Here is a 20028-nt window from a genome sequence, read left to right on the forward strand (position 1 = left end):
TGGCTTATTGACTGACGATTTCAACATTGTCTATGCGGTAAACGGCGCCTTCGCCCATTCCCCAGCTGGGGAATACCATCAAGACATCAATGGCACTAATATCGAGTCCAGCATCGTACAAAGCTTGAAGTGGAAACGTATACGTTTGCCATTTGCCAACTTCTGGAGCTTTACCTTCAGCGCTTTGGTTAAGAGCAAGCTCTACCGCTGCACTGGCATCATTTGACTCAATTTTAAATAGCCATTGAGCGTCGATATTTGCTGGTGTTGAAGTCACCTTCATATCAAACTTAACTACGCCAGTTTCTAGTAAATGGGAAGCATCATAATAGACATCATCATCCGCTAAAAACCCCATCACGGTTGGGGTTGCACCAATAACAAATTGCGCAACTTGACCATGGGCTGCATCTTCGTCGACTTCGATTGTGGGTGTAGAGCCACCACAACAATCCCAAATTGACCACTGCTCAGCAGCTTGATCTTTAAATAAGCTTAGACCGCCACTCGCCTTACCACCGTCAGGATGAAAGATTTTTGCGTTATCAACACGATAAACCGCACCGCTACCTGAGCCCCAGGCTGGGAAAATCATCACCACATCAATTGCACTTGGGTCAAGTCCTGCCTGAGCCAAAGCTTCAATTGAGAAAGTATAGGTTTGCCATTCACCGGCCTGTGGTGCTACACCTTCTTGTGATTCAGATAGTGGTAGCTCAACCGCACTCGCGGCATTGTCAGACTCAATTTTAAGTAGCCAAGGGGCATCAGGCGTTGACGGTAAGCTCATGACTTTCATCTCAAACTGTACTACGCCACCTGCTAAAATTGCAGTTGCATCAAACGGCTTTCCAGCTCCGCCCACTTCTGTTCGAGACGAGAACCCCATTACCGTTGGTGTGTCACCAATCGTAAATTCAGCAACAATACCATGCGTTGCATCGTCAGAGACTTCAGTCGGTGTCGAGCCACCACAACAATCCCAAAGCGGCCACTCAGCGTTAATAGCATTTTCAAATAAGGTCAACGAAGGTAAGTTTGTATCCTGTGCAATCTCAACCTTATCAACACGATAGATAGCACCATTTCCGGCTCCCCATGCTGGGAAGATCATCACTACATCAATGGCTGACACATCAAGTCCCGCATCAGCCAACTGCTGTAGTGGGAAGGTATAAGTTTGCCACGAGCCTGCGGCTGGTGATTGTCCTTCAACGCTTGCAAAAAGATCGAGTTCAGCAGCGCTAGAAGCACCTTGGCTTTCAACTTTAAATTTCCATGCAGCGCTTGGGTCTGAAGGCATTTGTGTCACTTGCATATCGAACCGAATATAGCCCGCTTCTAGCATACTCGTTGCATCAAATGGCGAGGCTTTACCGCTTGGATCTGTGATAAATTCGGCACGGCTGGTAAAGCCATTTACGGTTGGCGTCTCACCGACTACAAACTCAACAACATTGCCACGGCTTTCGTCTGCAACCAATGCAGGCATAGAGCCACCACAACAATCCCAAGCAGGCCAGTTAGCGTTAAAATTATCATCAAAGATGGTTAGGTTTTTAGCGATACCCGAAGAAGGTGGCGACGGAATAGGTGCTTCGCCTTCGACTAACGCATCCTCAAGGTCGTCGTAGCCTGGGCGCACCGTTTCACATCCTTTGCCCGTTTCAGGATTAGAGCCGCATTCATACACTCTGACATAGTCAACCACAAACGATTGTCCGTTCACAAAGGCGTCCGAGTCGATACCTTTATTATTAACGTTTTCTGGCCAATCACCGCCAACGGCAAGGTTTAAGATAAGGTGAAACTGCTGATCAAAAGGCGCACTATCCCAATGAGTAACCAGCTCACCAGAGCCTTGCTCGTAGTATTCAGCAAACCATCCACGGTGTTTTAAACCAACCGCTTCTTGCTTTGAGTTGTAACGAACCTCCGATTGACGTTGCGTGGCATAGAGATAACCATCAACGTACCAACGGATCTCACCCTCTTGCCACTCCACAGCATAGGTATGGAAGTCATCGGCTGGATTTACACCATCAGGTAAGGCGTATGCTTTACCGGTGTGAACATTATTAGGCCAATCACGGCCGTAATGAAGCGTGCCATGCACGTTAGATTCAACCGACCCGTCTTCATTAGCGACCTTGAGGTTTACCGCTTCCATGATGTCTATTTCACCAGACTTGGGCCAGCCACCGTAAATCTCATCCGTAGGCAACATCCAAAACGCCGGCCAGCTGCCTTGCCCGCTTGGTAGCTTGGCCCGCATTTCGAATCTGCCATACTTAAAACCAGCTTTATATTTGGTGTTCAATCTTGCCGAGGTATACGGCAGTTGTGCGCCTGCTTGCGCAGGGGTAGCGACAATATTCAGCATGCCATCGGCAATAAACGCGTTCTGTTCACTGTCGGTGTAACACTGTTTTTCATTGTTGCCACCGCCGTCGCAATTTACCTCGTGCGTCCACTTAGATGTGTCTATCGCATCGCTATCAAATTCATCGCTCCACACTAGCGTCCAGTCTGAAACCGGCGTTGTGGTATCAACGGATTTATAATTAGTTTCTGTCTCGGCGCTTCCGCCACATCCCGCTATGATAGCCACAGAGATTGCGGTACATAGCCTTGTTAATTTTCTTGCTGCAATTTTCATCAGTTACCCCGATGCAAAACGTCGTTGTCAAATGGTTGAATACTAAGAACTTTATTATTTAACCTGAGGCTTAGATAAGCAGTCGATTAACTCATCGTTTCTCAGAACAGGTTATTTAGCTATACGCTGTAAGAATACCCAGCGCGTTCCCAGCAACAAATGTAAGCGCTTACAAATGAAGTTAAAAAAACACACGCAAAATGTAAGCGCTTTCACAAAAGTAAACTAAGTTAATTTATTCGTCAATATTAAATTGTCATAAGGTGAAAATCTGCATGCTATAAATACAGACTAAACAGATCAGTTGCACCTAATAAAACCGCAGCAGAAAAAGCTGTAAAGGGGCTTTACGTGTTTACGCAATCGTTACGTCAGGATAAATCATGCGCTTTCGCTTGGTTGACAATACCGTTAAACTCACTGAGATTATTGAGCCTCAGGCTGAGAACAAAAAATTAGGGTCACTTTATGAAATCATATTTCCTCTTAGTTGCAGCGGCAGGTGTTATGAGTGGTTGCACGACCACCAACCCAAGCAGTGACCAGCGCCTCTGTGAGACGACACTGCACAATTACATAAAATATCGAGATTCGGGTTCAGCACAAGAATACCAAAGTGTTTTTACACAGGATGCAACATTTAGTATCCCAGCACTCAATATCAATATTACTGGTGCTGAAGAAATAACAATAAGGCAGCAACAAGCCATAAAAACAACAAAGAGTATGCACATGATAACCAGTGCCGATATTCAACCGATCGCGGCAAATAAGTTTAGTGCTAAAAGCTATTTTGTTCTTTATCAGCAGCCAAAATCTCAATCAGATGCCCCAATCACCGTATTTAACGGCGTGTATGAAGACGAGCTTAAAGTAATCGATGGCCGATGCTTAATCAATCACCGCCTTGTTAACGTGATCAAAAAAGAGACTTGGCATTAGGCGTTATTGACCCGGTTATTGTTTGTGGCATTGTGCAATTTTGTACAAGACTTATTGAGTGAAGACAGATACGCTTTTCATCAATGGGGGAGAGAATTATGCAACACTCAAAGTTTAGTTTTCATCGTGAGCTCGGTGGCCTAGAAGTACTACACAACATTGATAAGCAGGAAGACTTTGGTAGACATAGCCACAGCGGCTATACGCTTGCCATAGTGGATAGTGGTGCACAGCGATTCTACCGCAGCGGCGGTGAACACTTAGCTAGTCAGCATAGTGTCATTTTGATAAATGCAGAGCAAGTGCACGACTGTAGAAAGGCGTCAAAAGATAAGTCTTCGTACCGTTCACTCTACCCAACGCCTGAACTATTCAATCAGTTTCTTGGTGATGGTAAGGCTATGGCTCCTTTTTTCCATGATGCAGTGGTACACGACCGAGTACTTGCGGCACTCATGAACACCACTTTTAACATCTTAGAATGTGATACCAGCGTGCTTGAAAAGCAGTCTCAACTTATTACTCTGCTATCTTATTTAAGCAATAAGCAAGGCAAAGTCACATTCGATACAAAAACCCCTTCGGTTAAGCAACGAATTACCACAGCACGCCATTTTCTTTTGGATAATTTATTTGAAGATGTATCACTCGACTCCTTAGCGAGCCTTGTCGGCATGAGTCCCTTTTACTTTATTCGGGTGTTTAAGGCCCACACAGGCCTCACTCCCCATGCCTTTCAAATACAACACCGGCTTAATCATGCCAAGGCATTGCTGCGCAGTGGCAAAAGTGTTTCCCATGCAGCATTAAGCGTCGGCTTTTATGATCAAAGCCACTTCAACCGTCATTTTAAAAAGAATATGGGGATCACACCCAGTCAATATAGCAAGGCTTGTTAATATGAAAGTCGCAGTATGCAAAGGCTTTTGGGATATGTTGCCATTAAATCTCGCCGTACTTCCTTGGGGAATATTGTGTGGCTCCCTTGCCGTGCAAAATGGCTTTACGCCGCTCGAAGCACAGTTAATGTCGTTATTAGTTTTTGCAGGCTCGGCGCAGTTAGTGGCAATAGAGCTTATTGCCAAAGACACAGCGCTTATCACCTTGCTTGCGACTACCTTTATTATTAGCGCGAGACATTTACTCTACGGCCTTGCTATCCGCAATAAAATGATAGATAAGCCCCTTAAATGGCGTGGCCCCATTGCGTTTTTTCTCACTGACGAATTGTTTGCGTTTTCCCATCACCACCGAGCCTACCAAGGCAAACTTCGGCTCGTGTATGCGCTCATCGCAGGTGGTAGCTTTTATGTTGCATGGAATCTGTGGACGCTCATAGGTATTGTCGCAGGTCAGTTTTTACCTGACTTGACCAATCTTGGCTTAGACTTCGCGATTGCGGCAATATTTATTGCTCTCGTGGTCCCGAGTATTAACACATTACCCGTGTTATGCGCTTGTTTAACGTCGGCCGTAACTATCTTAGTGTTCAAACTGGTCCATTTTGAATTTGGTTTAATCGCCTCAGCACTGCTCGGAATGTCGGTGGGATATGTGCTACAAAGTAAAAAGGAGCATGTATGATCACCGCTATTTTAGCCATGGCTTGTGTCACGTTTGCAACTCGGTATTTATTTTTGGCAAAACAACTGCCTTTTACTATCGGCCCTAAACTACAACGCTTTTTAAGTTTTAGCGCCCCTTGCGTACTGACTGCCATTTGGGTACCTATTGTATTTATTCAAGACAAGAACCTTGCCATTACGCCAAGCAACCCCTATTTGGTCGCCGCAACGGTCGCGGTAATACTGGCGTTTCGCTTTAAAAACCTCTATGTCACCACATTTGGGAGCCTAGCTGTGTTTTACTTGCTGTACTAAATGCGAAATGGTTACGGCCGTTGGATTAAACCCCAAACGCATGAGCGCCGTTTCATTGTCTGCTTTACTCACGCAAACCAATGCGCGCTGGTTTAGCGCTTCGAAGCGCCCTGTCACATGGGCTTCACGGCCAATCGCAGCAAGTGGAAATACCATATCGCCTTGCTCAACTTCGATATTTACATCTAGGCCATTTGCTACTCGTAGCGTCATCCAGCAACCTAATTTTCTGCAAACATGAGTGACCACCCCTTTTACGGTCACAAGGTTTGTTGTGTAGTCATTGAGATTTGGCAATATGTGCTCTGCCTCGACTAACTTAGACATGTCTGCACCACCGGCAAATTCTAGCGGGCTTGAAAAGCTAAACCGAGAAAATACCGCCAAAGAGAGTGCTGTTAGTTTTATCGTATCCTTCATCATTGCGACTCCATAGCTTTTATCACTATTACCTCATCAATTGCTTACTCCTATAAAAAGTTATGGAGCATCAATCATATAGCTATATAAAAGTACAATTCGCAACTAAAATCAACACAAAAGTTAATAAAAGGTAAATTTATAAATTAAATGTTTTTGAAATTGACGCCACAAATGTAGAATCTGCATAGGAATCAATATCATTGCTTTCATAGCCCAATGAAAAAGACCAAGTACTAATCGAGTAAGTTCCAGTTAGATGCCAGTGGGTATAGTCATCATCACCCGACTCCCATTCGTATTTATCACTATCAAAGCTCATTGAATGATCAACTCCGAGCGTCAGAGACCACCGATCTGTGATTGGGATACTATGCGTGAGCATCACTATCCCGTGAGCAGCCCCTGTTCCAAAGTAATCCCATGCATACCAAAAGTCTAAATTTGTCTGGCCGTAATTAAACTTTGCATAGGCTTCTGCATAGTTATAATCAGAACTCACATCATCACCATGATAGGTATATTGCGAGAGACCAACATCAAGCTTTAATTTTTCAGTTAGCGTAAATTTGTAGCCACCATACAGATCTCCTTCTAAATCCGTGCCATCGCCAAAATCTACTTGAGACACCCAGCCTCCAGCATACCAGCCACTTTTTCCAAACCAATCTAAACTGACTTGAAGCGCTTCGTCTTCCTTAGTTTGACTCACGCCATTAAATAAATAATCGGAAGCCAATGTTACAGTAGAAGATGTCGCCGCGTTGACGAATAGTGGAGTAACCAACAATGGCAGCAGCCAGTATTTTTTCATCTTTGAAATCACCCTTTAATTGCAGTCATTTCAAGCATAGACCGCAGTTCCCACCCTGTCACTGACACAGTTTCATCCACTTTTTAACGTGCTTGGCATGATTGTTTTTCCGTTTCATAAGCATCTGGCTGGCGGTAATAAAAAAGTACTCATTGATGCTAAAAGGCGAGTAAGCAGGTACATAAAGTGCGCTGTGAGTTATCAATAAATCACTCCGCTTGCAGGACAGCACCTAATGGTTCTGTTAGGATGCGTTTTTTGCCTGTAGAACCTTTGGAAAAGCCCTTGAAATTGTCATTTATATTTCGCTTACTGGCGTTACCCACACTGCTATTTACGCTGACAACTCAAGCCGCGTCTGTTTATATACAAGCAGGGCCGGGGAGTTTTAATCATGCCGCACTTGACCTACTCGCCAACCGCCAGTCGCAGGACTATGAGCGCTTTTACTCGGGCACCCCTGAGCATACTTATGCCAATGCCGCACAAGCGCAGAGCTGGGCCTTTAGCGCGCTGGCCAACTCCACTATTGAAGGACAACTGGTCCCAGCCATTGTCAATGCGATGCGTAACTACAAGGTAACTGAGCTGAGTGCCGCTGTGTATATGCCCATCGAAATGTGTGTTTTTGGATTGAACAAGACAGCTAAAATTACGCATGTAGCATCCCACCCAGCAGCTCTGAACCAAATTGGTCATTGGCTCAATGCTCATCAGGTACAAACCAAGCCCGTGCCCAAAGGCACCAACGAAGCGGCTCGCTTACTTGCAAATGGACAATTTGATCAAAACACCGTTGCCGTAGGTAGCTGCGCACTCAAAGTGGTTTACCCAGAGCTGGCACTACGCGAAGTAAGCGTTCAGGATAACGCGGATAACCATACGCTGTTTGGTCTGATGAAAGTGGAAAAACGGTCTCAGCCGATAAGCGAAGATGAAGCTCGCGCCGCGCTGGCACAGATCGTTGAAAAGGCGAATACATTGGTCAAAACGCGAACAGACTCTGCAGAGGTGTTATTCTCACATATCAACCAACGCCTTGCTCAGATGCAGCCTGTAGCACTGTTTAAAGCACAACAACACAGGCCAATTGAAGACTTATCCCGTGAAGCCACTGTGCTTTCAAAAGCGCTAGAGCAAGCCCGCCAGCAATGTCTGGATAGTGCAAGCGTAGAGACGTTTTTCCAAGCACAAATGGATGCAGCAAAGGCTATTCAATACAGATACCGGGCACAATGGCTGGCTGAGGGCGTACCAAACGAAGACGCCAATTTGGTTCAGCTAAGAAGCACATTAAATCAGCTTGGTGCAGCCATTCTTGAAACACTGACCCAGCATCTTGCCAAGCACGGTAACCTCACAGATGAACTGGCAGGCTTATTTAACCAAATAATAAACACCGAACAGCTCTTTGCAAACGACAAAACTAGACTCTTTTCAGCACTGCAAAAGGTGCGTAGGGTGGATAACTGCACTATCACTGCTTCATAAACAAATTAGCGACTTGTTGCGATAGCAACAAGTCGGATTAGCTGATGTCTTGCCTGATTAGGGCTACACCAATGACATCAGCGGTTTTTCCTTGCATTGATGGCCGAAACATATGGGCCTGTTAAATTTTCATTTTGCTTTTCACTCTTTAATTTCAGTCACTTCACGCAAAGACCCGTTTTATTGATCTGCATCCATTTACATTCATCTTGGCAAAGACAATAATGAGAATGATTTTTAATTAAGGAGTTGATATGAAGACCTCTCTTTCCATCACATTACTTAGTCTAGGTGCCTTTCTCTTCTCTCATGCCGCATCAGCAAATGAATGTGAGCTCAGCATCGAAGCCAACGACATGATGCAGTTTTCTAAAAAATCACTCAGCGCGCCATCTAGCTGTAAAGAAATTTCAGTCACGTTAAAGCATACGGGCAAGCTGCCAGCCACTACCATGGGTCACAACTGGGTGTTGAGCAAAGCTGCAGATGTTCAAGCCGTTGCAACCGATGGCATGTCGGCAGGTGCAAATAATAGCTATGTAAAGCCAAACGACAGCCGCGTTTTAGCCGTATCAAAGGTGATTGGCGGTGGCGAGCAAACCACAGTGACCTTCTCTACTGAGCAGTTAAAGCAAGGTGACAGCTACAAGTTCTTCTGCTCCTTCCCGGGCCATTTCGCCATTATGCAAGGCACCTTTACACTTAGTTAGCCATTTTCGGAGCGGAGTTTATACTGAGCCTTTTCAAAAACCCGCTCTTACAGTTACCACTCGGGGAGCTTTATACCTTGATGAACAAGCGGTTTTTTCAAGCATTCTGCCGCCCCACTCCAGTTAGGCTATCTCTCTCACTGCAATTATTACTTACCCCTTGAACAACATACCTATAATCATTACAATCAATTGCAAACAATAATGATTATCACCATCATGAGCTTTTTCTCAATTATACCGTTTTGGTTTGCCGCCGTGTTGCTCTACTTAGCAAGTCCTAAGCAACGATTTTTGGCCTCTTCGATACATAAACCCATAGCATACAGTATGGCTGTAGCCCTTGTTTTGTCTGGGGTAATTATATTAACTCTGCAGTACCCAATTATTTCTGCAATGTTAGCCAGTCTCGTTTTAATTATGTTTTCTTTGGTGTCGGTGACTCTAATAAGTGGATACTCAGTAAAGCGCCTCTATCTATGCTCAACACTTATCTTTTTGCTATCTCTATTTTTTGGAGGACTAAGTTATGTGGCCTAAAACGTTAGTTGGGTTTTTCTTAGGCCTGTTACTGTCTATTTCTTTGGTGCTAAACCTCAACTTGCTCCTGCCATTTTCAGAGTCCACAAAGCTGATGATAGGTCTGGTGCTGGCATTTCCGATATGGGCTGGGATCTTAGTTTGGAGCTATGCACTTTCAAGCGCTAAAGCCGCGTGCAAACCTTTGTTTGCTATCTTTATTCCCTCTATGCTACTAAACACAGCATTACTGTTAATAAGATAAACAATGAAAAATCAAACACTAAAATCATTGACCGAAGCACATGCATGGATTGGGATCATTATTTCAACGGTACTATTCATTGTGTTTATTGCGGGATCTTTGAGTCTATTCAGAGACAACATCACGGGCTGGGAACGTGCCTCCCTAGCCGCCCAGTCTAACGAGCCACTTAGCGCTATTTCCTACGACAAAGCGATCACATCAATTGCGCAGCAATACGATGTCGATACACACCATGGCTTTTTTATGCGCGAGCCTACGCCACATAACCCTTTTATTGAAGTTTACTTTGCAACCCATTTAGACGAGCCGATCACGGGCGAAGATCATCAAGACCAGCACCTTCTGCTATCACCACAGACGGGAGAAGTCCTCGCTGATGCCGACAGATTTGAATTTGCCAGTTTTCTCTATGAGTTGCACTATGATTTAGGACTTGGCCGCGCCGGACTCTATTTTGTTGGGATCATCACCCTATTTTTCTTCGTTGCTGTACTAAGCGGGATCATCATTCACTGGCGCAAAATAGCCAAAAACTTTTTCCAATATCGCGCCGAAGGTAAAAAAGATAAATGGCTAGATGCTCATAATCTAATTGGCACGATGGGCCTACCTTTTCACTTAATGTATGCCTTCACGGGATTAGTATTTAATCTCGTTATCATTTATCAGATTTCATACGCCGTATTACTTTACGGTGGCAATCAAACCGCTCTGCTCCAAGCCGCTGGATTTAATGAACCAAATATCGAAGCACTGGAGCAACCACAACCAATGCGCGGCGTCGATCAACTAAGAGTAAAGGCACTAGATACGTTAGGGGATGTATCGCTCACAACGGTGGAAATCACCCACTTTGGCGACAAAAACGCAGTAGTGAGTTTTACCGCGAAAAGTAACGATGCTTTTTCAAATTACAAAGAAGTACAATACACACTAAACGACCAATCACAAATTTATCTCACTGAAAACAACTACGACAACGCTGTTCGCGCAGGGCTCTCTACCATCGCGAGTCTCCACTTTGGAGATTTTGCTGGATATGGCATGCGGCTGGCATTTTTGAGTCTTGGCCTTGCAACCGCCTATTTAATCGTTACCGGTAATTTGCTGTGGATTGACAAGCGTGCCAAGCAGAAAAAGCAAAGCGCTAAAAGTCTATTGTTTGTAAAACGATTAACATCAGGTGGCTTTATCGGTGTGCTATTGGCCATCGCCATCGGATTCGCGATGACGACTTTTCTATCGACAAGTCACATAGACAAACTAGAGACGGTTAAGTTTTCGATGTTTTCAGCCTTTCTCTTTGCACTCATTAGCAGCCAATTCGCAAAGCACGTATTGTCGTTTAGCAAAGTATTATTAGGTCTAAGTGGTATTTGCTATTGCTTAAGCGCGGTCATGAATGCGGCGTCTTTTGTCTGCCAGTACAATACCTTACCCACCCAAACGAGAGTTGACTTTGCTATCGTAACTGCACTTATGTGTTTAATGGCCTTGATTTGTTGGAAGACAGTGTCACGGATCAACGCGGCAGCAAAAACTTCTGTGCCTGTTTCGCAAGATCAGCAGCCACAACAAACCATGAGTTAGCCAAACAGCGTGTAAGGTAATGAAAAAAGCGGGCTAACCCAGCCCGCTTTGTCTTACTCTAACAGGGAAACAATGTGAAATTAAAACTCTGTCTTAAATCTTAGGTAGTACTCACGACCCAGATATAAAGACGAATGAATGGGATCTGCGTTATTTCCATTACCCGTCGCAAAAGGCGGCGCTTCATCCAATAGATTGTTAACGCCCAGCGTAATTTGAGTATCAACAGAGTCTGCATGGTAGGTTACTTGGGCATTATGTGTCAGCGTGCTATCAACGGTATTGGTAAAGTTAACGATTTGGTCACCTTGTTTAACCGATACTTCTTCTAACATCGAATCGATGTAGTAACTTTGCCAACTTGCGCTAAAGTCGTCATGCTGCCAATTAAGTGCAAAGTTAACTCTGTGCTCAGGCACCGCCATCTGGCCATTAACGCGCTGTCCGGCTCTGTCTTTGGTTGCAAGGCCTGGTTCAATGACTTCATGTTTACTCACAAATGACCAGTTTAGTGCGGTACTCAAATCACCAAATGAAAACTGCCCGATGTCAAAACGAACTTCAGCGTCTACCCCTTGACGATTTAATGCATTGAGGTTTTCATTAAATACATCAACGCCGGTGATCACCCCCTGAAACTCACCGGATTGAACACGATGAACAGAGTCGCAGTACAAACCATTATTCATACATTCACTCAATTTGGTCACCGCGCTAATGTTACCAATGGCATCTTTTAATTGGATGTCATAAAAATCTAAGGTGATTGAACCGTTAGTAAGCCAGCTCGGCTGATAAATCACGCCAAGTGTTTTGCTCGTCGCGGTTTCTGGTTCCAACTCCGTGTTACCGCCAGTATTGGTTCTGATCTGCCCGATCGTTTCTCGGTAACTACCATCAGCGGGAACGCCTGTGCTGACACAGTTTTGGTTTGGATTGGCTACCGCACAAGGATCATCGCCATTTTCAAAGCCAGGTAACCTTCCTTTATAAAGTTCCACCACATTAGGCGCTCTAAATGCTTGTGACCAAGTCCCTCTAAAACTCAACTGCTCATTCAACGCCCAAAATACGCCTACTTTTGAATTGGTGGTCGAGCCAAACGTATCAAAGTCTGAATATCGAGTCGCGAGGTTTAACTCTAGGCTCTGCGCCCAATTATGGTCTGATAACAGTGGTACAACAGCTTCTAGATAAGCTTCATTGAGCGAATATTCACCACCAGTTGGTCTACCTAACCCATCCGTGACTAAAATATTAATAGAAACGGCATCTGTTTGATTGCGCGCCTCAACCTTTTGATTTTCGATGCCAAAAGACACACCGAGGTCGCCCGCAGGCAAACTCGCCACGACACCACTTACGTTCGCGCTGGCGATTTTAATCTGGTTATGACCTTGTTGGATCCCTGGCCAATCACCAGAGAGATAATTTAGCATGTCCTCGGAGATCTCAGAGTCGGTACCGGGTTGACCAAAAATATTAAGCGGCACACAACCCGCAATTAGCGTATCCGGTGTAGCACCACAGCGCAGCACGCCTTGCTCATCAAAGTGGGTAGGACCAACCGCATTTTTAGCCGCTGGCCAATTGAATATACCAGTTTTTAGTCGTTTGTTTGAGTTGCGACCAAAATTGTAGGCCAGCTCCCAGCTCCAATCAGCATTAAAATCACCAGAGAGCGCCATCACAATACGGTATTGGCTGTTTTCCACATGGTTCATACGGCCATTGGTTTCCACCATTCTGCGACGCCAGTCATTGATGGCATAAGGATTACCATCTTTGTCTTTTGGACCGAATTGTTGGTTGTAATAATTATCAGGAGAGTAAGTGAAATCTAAATACCCACCCCAAACTGGAACTAATGGCTGAGGCGCACCATTGGTCGTGGATTTTCGATGTGAATAAAGCGCCTCGAAATTGAATACCACGTCATCCGAAAACTTCAAATTGCCAAGATCATACTCGCCAAACGCACTCATGCTATAGCGTTCAAAAGGCGTTTGCAGCAAGCTCGGCTCTTGGTAGTTATATAAGTCATTTTGCGCAAGTGACGCATCGGAGATAGTTTCACGCCACTCGCCATACTCTGGGCCTCGGGTAACAAATATCTCCTTGCCATTTTCATCCGTGACTTTTAGGTTACTCCATGGCATTGCGGAACTACCGCCTTGGCCGTAACTGCCATCGGGGTTGAGGGTTAAATCAAAGCGGCTAAAATCTCTGTCACCAGCATACACTTCTTGTTTTTCATCGTAGCTGGCACTCACCATAAAGCGCCCTTTATCACCAACAATGCCTGTTACGAGTTCCAAAGAAGTTGTATCAGCATCGCCTTCAGCAGATTGGCCAATGGAGCCACTGACCTCAAAAATATCGCCCGTTTGGCGAGTAATAATGTTTACGACACCAGACACCGCATCAGAGCCGTAAATAGAAGAGGCACCATCCAATAAAATTTCAACACGTTCAATAATCGCAGTAGGAATAGCACTCAGGTCAACCGCAGCATCCGCGCCATTTCCCCCGTTTGGTAAGCGGCGTCCATTTAGCAAGACCAATGTGCGCTGTGCACCTAAACCGCGTAAGTCAAAGTTTGTCACGCCCGACGTATTTTCATTTTGAGAAGCATTAGGTGCGCTGGCGGAAACCGTTAGATTTTGCAGCATATCACCAATATTTTTAAACCCAGTTTGCTCAATATCCGCTCTAGATATTGTGGTTACCGCGCCGGGTTTACTTAGGTTTGCCCGGGCGATTCGCGACCCCGTCACCATGATCTTCTCAACAGGTTCCGACGCTGCTTCCTCGGCAAACACAGGGGCCGTCCACACCATAGCGCCCGAACCACATAAGCTGGCGATTGCCAACGCCAAAGTCGTTTTTTGTTTTGTTATTGTCATAACGGTTTCCTTTGTAACGTTCCAAATTATAATTAGACGCTGACGATAGAAAGTTTCTTATTATCACCACAGGGAATGAAATAGGTTATTTATTGCGCCTTTTTATACTGATAACACAATTAAATCGTTCCAACAAATGATTCTAGACGATTTGCGCAATATTTATTTACTTTTATTGAATATTCAAGCATCTAACTAAAAATCATGTAATCAGTCAGATTTGGCGTGATCACTACCCAGAAAGTCACAAGTGTCACCTCTCTCTTAGCATTCAATATTGGCCTTTAAGGCCGCCTAAATCTGGTAAAAAGCACTTACCGGGACTACCTTTATCTAGGGCCTGTTGACCTTTGCTGTTTGATTTTTGTTCTTCTGAGTGTGTTTTGTTCACGGTGTACAACTTGCCCTATATACACATCAATCATACTGCTGCAAAAACAAACTTGAGAGATCAACAGGCCCTAGCAATCTTCCGTCATCGAACAAACAAGGATCTCCCATGGATAATAAGCAAAACACACCATCGATTTGTCCTTTTGCGCATGGTGCAAATACGTCGTCAGAGCATAGCGAGCACCAGTGGTGGCCAAATAGCCTGAACTTAGACATATTGCATCAGCACGATACGAAAACCGATCCGATGGATGCCAATTTTAATTACAAAAACGCATTTAACAGCCTTGATTATCCCGCCCTGAAAAAAGACCTCGAGCAACTTATGACAGATTCGCAGCCATGGTGGCCTGCCGACTGGGGACACTATGGTGGGTTAATGATCAGAATGGCATGGCACGCTGCAGGCAGTTATCGTGTTGCGGATGGTCGCGGTGGCGCAAACACGGGTAATCAGCGTTTTGCTCCGCTAAACAGTTGGCCGGACAACGGAAACTTAGATAAAGCGCGGCGTTTACTTTGGCCGATTAAAAGAAAGTATGGCAATCGTATTTCGTGGGCCGATTTAATCGTGCTGGCGGGCAATGTTGCTTATGAGTCGATGGGATTCAAAACCTTTGGTTTTGCCGGTGGCCGAGAAGATATCTGGCATCCGGAAAAAGACACCTACTGGGGCAGCGAAAAAGAGTGGCTGGCTCCCTCAAATAACCAAAACAGCCGTTATAGCGGCGAACGCGATTTAGAAAACCCGCTTGCCGCTGTGATGATGGGTCTTATCTACGTTAATCCTGAGGGCGTAGATGGTAATCCCGATCCGTTAAAAACAGCTGAAGATATGCGTGTTACCTTCGCTCGAATGGCAATGAACGATGAAGAAACGGTTGCGCTAACCGCTGGCGGACACACTGTGGGTAAAGCGCACGGAAATGGCAATGCCGATGAATTAGGCCCGGCACCAGAAGGCGCGGACTTGCATGAACAAGGTTTTGGTTGGATGAATCACAGCTCGCGTGGCATTGGCTCTGATACAGTAACCAGTGGTATTGAAGGCGCTTGGACGACGAACCCAACTCAATGGGACAATGGCTACTTCTACTTGCTGTTTACGTATGAATGGGAGCAGACCAAAAGCCCTGCGGGTGCATGGCAATGGCAGCCTATCAATATAAAAGAAGAAGATAAACCAATCGATGCAGAAGACTCATCCAAACGCTGCATGCCGATGATGACAGATGCCGATATGGCACTGAAAATGGACCCTGCTTATCGTAAAATTTCAGAGAAGTTTTATGCCGACCCCGACTATTTTAACGATGTTTTCGCTAGAGCGTGGTTTAAGCTTACCCATCGTGACCTTGGCCCAAAAAGTCGCTATCTTGGCCCAGAAGTCCCTAACGAAGATCTACTTTGGCAAGACCCCGTCCCCAGCGTTAACTACACCTTAAACGACAGTGAAATTAGCGCCCTTAAGCAACAAATTCTAGCAACCAACGTGACGCTTTCAGAATTAGTAGCCACCGCGTGGGATAGTGCGAGAACGTTTAGATATTCCGATTTTAGAGGGGGTGCAAATGGTGCGAGGATCCGCCTAGCCCCGCAAAAAGATTGGCTTGGAAATGAGCCGGAGCGTCTAGCGAAAGTGCTTGCGGCATTGGAAGCCGTGCAAAGTAATTTTACGCCTACCGTAAGCATGGCTGATTTAATCGTACTGGGTGGCTGCGCTGCCGTTGAACAAGCGGCTAAAAATGCCGGTGTATCAATCCAAGTGCCTTTTACCGCTGGACGAGGCGATGCCACAGACGAGCAAACCGACATTGAGTCATTTGATGTATTAGAGCCTGTACATGACGGTTTTCGTAATTGGCAAAAACAGCACTACAGCGTAAAACCAGAAGAAATGCTACTTGATAGAGCCCAACTGATGGGACTCACAGCCAAGGAAATGACAGTACTGATTGGTGGAATGCGCGTGCTAGGCACCAATCATGGGCAAACATCGCATGGCGTATTTACCGATAACGTTGGCACCTTGAGTAATGACTTTTTCGTCAACTTGACCGATATGGCATATCGTTGGGAGCCAAGTGGAGAAAACTTATATGAGATAAAAACACGCGACACGGACAGGGTAAAATGGACCGCGACTCGCGTTGATCTCGTCTTTGGTTCTAATTCTATTTTGCGCGCTTACGCCGAAGTGTACGCACAAGATGATAGCAAAGAGAAGTTTGTCCGCGACTTCGTTGAGGTATGGACAAAAGTAATGAATGCAGACCGATTTGACCTAAAATAACCACTTAAAAAAGCCTAGGATGTGATTATTCTTTACGCTGATTTTCAGCAGCAAAGACAATCACATCCTAACCACTACATTGGTTTACACAAAACCCTAGCCAGATGCTTGCCATTGTTTCCTATCGTTATATGCTAGAAATCAATAATAAAAATGAATGCAGGGATATTATGTTTAAAAAATCACTCATTGCATGCACCTTGCTCGCCACGCTAAGTGCATGTAACCAAACAACTCAACAAGTTGGTAAGCCGCAAACCAACCAAGTTGTCTCGGACTTTAAAACCTATTCAGCAGAAACTTTTTTTGATACCACAAATATTCAAGGCAGCGCGTTTCGCCCTGATGCACAGAAAATCTTGGTCACTTCTGACGAGTCGGGAATATATAACCTCTATGAAGTTGACGTCAAAACCGGTGAAAGAGCACAAATAACAGATGCCACCGATTCAACCTACCCAATCGGATATTTTCCAAATGATCCCCGCATCTTATTCACACGAGACAACGGTGGAAATGAGCGCTTTCATGTTTTTGTCCGTGACGAAAATGGCCACGTTAAAGATCTCACGCCAGGAGAAAAAGTGAGAGCCGGTTTTATCGGTTTTACTAACGATAACAACGCCTTTTACGTGTTAAGCAATCAGCGTGACGAGCGCTTTATGGATCTATATCGCTTTGATGCTGCCACCTACGAAAGTGAACTTATTTATAAAAATGACAAGAATTTAAATGTCCAACAGGTGAGTGAAACCGATCGCTACCTTGCACTTATCAATGCGCAAGGTAATAAAGACAGCGACTTATTCTTACTCGACTTACATAACCCCGGCGCCCCTCTCGTTGAGATTTCAAACGTGGCGCACGAGGCAAACTTTTCCGCTTCAGCATTTTCTAAAGACGACAAATATTTATACTATGGGACCGATGCCCATGGTGAATTTTATCAAAATTGGCGCTATGAAATCGCGACAGGTAAACACACGCCTTACATAGAAAAAAATTGGGACGTGAGGTTCTTATATTTCTCCGATTCCAACCGCTATCGTGTTGTAGGAGTGAACGAAGACTCTAGCGTAAAAGTCACGATCACCGATCTTAAAACAGGAAAGGACATCAAACTCCCTAAGCTCCCTGCGGGTAGTATCAACAGCGTTAACTTCTCCGATGACGAAAAGCTGATGGCTTTTTATTTAAATTCGGACACCTCGCCAAATAACTTGTACGTATGGCGTGTTGGCAGTGATGAAGTTAAGCAGTTGACCTCAACCTTGAGCGACAAAATCAATACCGAACATTTGGTCGAGAGCACCATCGCTCGCTTTAACAGTTTTGATGGTTTGGAGGTGCCAGGCGTACTCTACAAGCCAAAACTTGCTAGTTCGACAAATAAAGTGCCCGCGCTCGTATTTGTTCACGGAGGTCCCGGAGGCCAAAGCATGACGGGTTATAGTGCTCTTACTCAGCATTTGGTTAATCAAGGGTATGCGATTTTCGCCGTAAACAACCGAGGCAGCTCTGGCTATGGTAAAACCTTCTTCCACTTAGATGACAAACGTCATGGTGAGGATGATTTACAAGACATCGTTTGGAGTAAAAAATATCTACAACAGCTAGACTGGGTCGATGCTGATCGTATCGGCATAATGGGCGGAAGCTACGGTGGCTATATGACTGCAGCGGCACTGGCATTTGAACCTGAAGAGTTCAAATTAGGGATCAACATCTTTGGTGTGACTAACTGGGTAAGAACTCTTGAGTCTATTCCACCATGGTGGGAAGCATATAGGAAGTCTCTATATGATGAGTTAGGCGATCCGGCTACCGATAAGGAGCGTTTGCATCGTATCTCACCACTTTTCCATGCCAAAAATATCACTAAGCCATTGATGGTTGTGCAAGGTGCAAACGATCCTCGTGTACTTCAAGTAGAGAGTGATGAATTGGTCGAAGCCGTTCGCTCAAACAATGTGCCTGTCAAATACGTGTTATTTGACGATGAAGGGCATGGATTCTCTAAAAAGGAAAACCGTATTGAGGCCTCTCAAGCCTATCTCGACTTTCTTAAAAAGCACCTTTAACAAATAGGCTGCTGGATCCGAGTATCTAACTTCAGGTTATTTACTCGGATCCGAACTACTCACACTGCTTGCTTATGACTATACTTTGACCAAAATTATACCAATTAGCTTAATTACGAAATCTATTTTGAAGCAAGAAAACCTGAGCTTCGGAGAATTCAACACGCACTAAGCTCGGCAACTATCCAATCCCTAAACGCCTTTAATTTAGGCCACTCAAAGTGACGCTCAGGTGCGACCAAGAAATAACGATATTCACATAGCCATGCAAAGTCGGGATAGATTTCTAACTGGCCAAGCTCTAAAGATTGATTCACTAAACGTCGACGTAACAAAGAAAACCCCTGCCCTGCCACCGTTGCCTGCTGCACCAATGCCGCATTATCAATTTTGAGATTACTGAATGTATGACCACTTAAACCCAGCTGCTTGTTTAGCTCAAGCCACGCATGTTCATTATCTCGACCTTCGTCATAAATAAAATTGAGCTTTGATAGCTGCTCTCGCAGCGGTTTGTTTGGGTCAATTAATCCAGGGCGGTAGGCAAGGACCAGCTCATCCTCCGCAATGAGCTCGCTTTTTAGTCCCGGATAGTTACCAAAGCCAAAACGGATCCCAATATCGATATCGTCATGGTTAAAATCGGCGAGTTGCTCGGTTGGATCAATACGCAGCTGGAAGTCTGGTAATGCTTTGTTGAAGCTCGCCAATCTAGGCAACAGCCAACAAGTAGCAAATGAAGGTAAAACCGACAGGTTAATGGTGTTTGGGTTAGGATCTGATTTTAACGTCGATAGACCCATTTCCATTTGCCCAAAGGCCTTGTGTAAGTAAGGCAACAAGTCTTGTCCTTGCTGAGTTAGCAATACCTTTCTTGTTTGCCGCTCAAATAACATACAACCAAGCTGTTGCTCAAGAGTTCTTATCTGTTGGCTCACGGCTGCTTGTGTGACGAATAAGGCTTCCGCCGCCTGCTTAAAACTGCCTAATTCTGCCGCCGTTTTAAAATACCAAAGTCCTTTGAGTGGAGGTGATTTCATTCGCCATCTTACTTAATTAAAA

General features: G+C 44.9%; 15 protein-coding genes. 10 read left to right on the forward strand and 5 right to left on the reverse strand.

Annotated elements, in window-relative coordinates:
- Positions 1–4: 4 nt before the first annotated feature.
- Positions 5–2659, reverse strand: coding sequence for a glycoside hydrolase family 16 protein (locus tag NH462_RS10765; RefSeq protein WP_253105671.1), 2655 nt, complete (start codon positions 2657–2659; stop codon positions 5–7).
- Between the two features lie 468 nt (positions 2660–3127).
- On the opposite strand from NH462_RS10765, the gene NH462_RS10770 reads away from it, so the two are divergent.
- From NH462_RS10770 to NH462_RS10785, 4 genes are all read left to right on the forward strand, one after another.
- Positions 3128–3601, forward strand: a complete 474-nt coding sequence (locus NH462_RS10770; protein ID WP_253105672.1) for a nuclear transport factor 2 family protein — start codon at positions 3128–3130, stop codon at positions 3599–3601.
- A gap of 98 nt (positions 3602–3699) precedes the next feature.
- Complete coding sequence (locus NH462_RS10775; RefSeq protein WP_253105673.1) at positions 3700–4500, forward strand: AraC family transcriptional regulator; 801 nt, start codon at positions 3700–3702, stop codon at positions 4498–4500.
- A 1-nt stretch (position 4501) separates the two neighbouring features.
- The gene (locus NH462_RS10780; RefSeq protein ID WP_253105674.1) at positions 4502–5185 is read left to right on the forward strand and encodes an AzlC family ABC transporter permease; all 684 of its coding nucleotides are present in this window, start codon (positions 4502–4504) and stop codon (positions 5183–5185) included.
- Entirely contained in the window at positions 5182–5481 is a 300-nt protein-coding gene (locus NH462_RS10785) for an AzlD domain-containing protein (RefSeq protein WP_253105675.1), read from the forward strand. Before NH462_RS10780 ends, NH462_RS10785 begins: the two co-directional genes overlap by 4 nt.
- Here the strand turns inward: NH462_RS10785 and NH462_RS10790 are convergent.
- Positions 5455–5904, reverse strand: a complete 450-nt coding sequence (locus tag NH462_RS10790; protein ID WP_019647446.1) for a DUF4920 domain-containing protein — start codon at positions 5902–5904, stop codon at positions 5455–5457. The genes NH462_RS10785 and NH462_RS10790 overlap by 27 nt on opposite strands.
- Before the next feature lie 136 nt (positions 5905–6040).
- The gene (locus NH462_RS10795; RefSeq protein WP_253105676.1) at positions 6041–6715 is read right to left on the reverse strand and encodes a TorF family putative porin; all 675 of its coding nucleotides are present in this window, start codon (positions 6713–6715) and stop codon (positions 6041–6043) included.
- Positions 6716–7000: 285 nt separating this feature from the next.
- Here NH462_RS10795 and aroQ point away from each other — a divergent pair, with 285 nt between their 5' ends.
- From aroQ to NH462_RS10815, 4 genes are all read left to right on the forward strand, one after another.
- On the forward strand, positions 7001–8206 hold the full coding sequence (gene aroQ / locus NH462_RS10800) for a gamma subclass chorismate mutase AroQ (RefSeq protein WP_253105677.1): 1206 nt from the start codon (positions 7001–7003) through the stop codon (positions 8204–8206).
- 254 nt (positions 8207–8460) lie between these two features.
- Positions 8461–8916: an azurin gene (azu, locus tag NH462_RS10805; protein ID WP_010375320.1), complete on the forward strand. Its 456-nt coding sequence runs from the start codon at positions 8461–8463 to the stop codon at positions 8914–8916.
- 529 nt (positions 8917–9445) lie between these two features.
- On the forward strand, positions 9446–9700 hold the full coding sequence (locus NH462_RS10810; protein ID WP_253105678.1) for a hypothetical protein: 255 nt from the start codon (positions 9446–9448) through the stop codon (positions 9698–9700).
- Between the two features lie 3 nt (positions 9701–9703).
- Positions 9704–11293, forward strand: a complete 1590-nt coding sequence (locus NH462_RS10815) for a PepSY-associated TM helix domain-containing protein (RefSeq protein WP_253105679.1) — start codon at positions 9704–9706, stop codon at positions 11291–11293.
- 80 nt (positions 11294–11373) lie between these two features.
- Here the strand turns inward: NH462_RS10815 and NH462_RS10820 are convergent, their stop codons facing one another.
- A complete protein-coding gene (locus NH462_RS10820; RefSeq protein ID WP_010375326.1) occupies positions 11374–14199 on the reverse strand; it encodes a TonB-dependent receptor in 2826 nt (941 codons plus the stop codon).
- A 499-nt stretch (positions 14200–14698) separates the two neighbouring features.
- On the opposite strand from NH462_RS10820, the gene katG reads away from it, so the two are divergent.
- Both katG and NH462_RS10830 read left to right on the forward strand, forming a co-directional pair.
- Positions 14699–16885 (forward strand): catalase/peroxidase HPI, encoded by a 2187-nt coding sequence (katG, locus tag NH462_RS10825; RefSeq protein WP_253105680.1) that lies wholly within the window; start codon positions 14699–14701, stop codon positions 16883–16885.
- Positions 16886–17055: 170 nt separating this feature from the next.
- On the forward strand, positions 17056–18966 hold the full coding sequence (locus NH462_RS10830) for a S9 family peptidase (RefSeq protein WP_253105681.1): 1911 nt from the start codon (positions 17056–17058) through the stop codon (positions 18964–18966).
- Positions 18967–19124: 158 nt separating this feature from the next.
- On the opposite strand, the gene NH462_RS10835 is transcribed toward NH462_RS10830, so the two are convergent.
- Entirely contained in the window at positions 19125–20006 is an 882-nt protein-coding gene (locus NH462_RS10835; protein ID WP_130165281.1) for a LysR substrate-binding domain-containing protein, read from the reverse strand.
- Positions 20007–20028 lie beyond the last annotated feature (22 nt).

The sequence above is a fragment of the Pseudoalteromonas sp. OANN1 genome, from assembly GCF_024124685.1.
Classification (GTDB): Bacteria; Pseudomonadota; Gammaproteobacteria; order Enterobacterales; family Alteromonadaceae; genus Pseudoalteromonas; species Pseudoalteromonas piscicida.